Origin of the sequence: Brevibacterium sp. HMSC07C04 (assembly GCF_001815905.1) — a bacterium.
GTDB lineage: Bacteria > Actinomycetota > Actinomycetes > Actinomycetales > Brevibacteriaceae > Brevibacterium.
Genome location: NZ_KV823290.1, coordinates 1 through 511, shown reverse-complemented (window position 1 = coordinate 511; position 511 = coordinate 1). Strand labels below are relative to the sequence as shown.

The 511-nt window shown below is 59.5% G+C and carries 1 protein-coding gene; it reads right to left on the bottom strand.

Annotation, left to right across the window (positions count from 1 at the left end):
- On the bottom strand, nt 1-322 hold a 322-nt coding region (locus HMPREF3162_RS11235; RefSeq protein ID WP_141759607.1), incomplete at its 3' end, for a transporter substrate-binding domain-containing protein.
- Nucleotides 323-511: the final 189 nt, after the last annotated feature.

Below are 511 nucleotides of genomic sequence, written 5' to 3'. Positions count from 1 at the left end.
CGGAGATGGCGATGTCGCACTTGCCGGTGTCGAGTGAGGTGCCCGACTGGATGCCTTCGAATGGAGTCGTGACGACTTCAGCTTCAACACCCAGACGCTCGGCGAGCTTGTCTGCAAGGTCGATGTCGAAGCCGACGGTCTTGCCGTCCTTGACGAACTCAAACGGCTCATAGGGGATGTCGGAGCAGACGATCAGCTTGCCGTTCTGAATCAGTTCGATTCCGTTGCTTTCCGCGGAGCTGTCGCCCCCTCCACTGCCGCAGCCGGCGAGGACGAAGGATGCTGCCGCAGCGAAAGCGGCGATCGAGAGTGCTTTCTTCACGATGTCTCCTTGATAGCGCGGCAGGCCCATTCGTGCCGCCTCATGAGAAAAAACCATACAGTGCTGCGGGTCACATTTGGGGTGTTCCTGGGCCTAATTCATCCGGGTGCAGAAATTGTTACCTGCCGCGCCGGAGCCGCTTAGGAGTTCTTGGCCACGCTGAGGCTGTCGGAGACTTCGTCGCCGAAC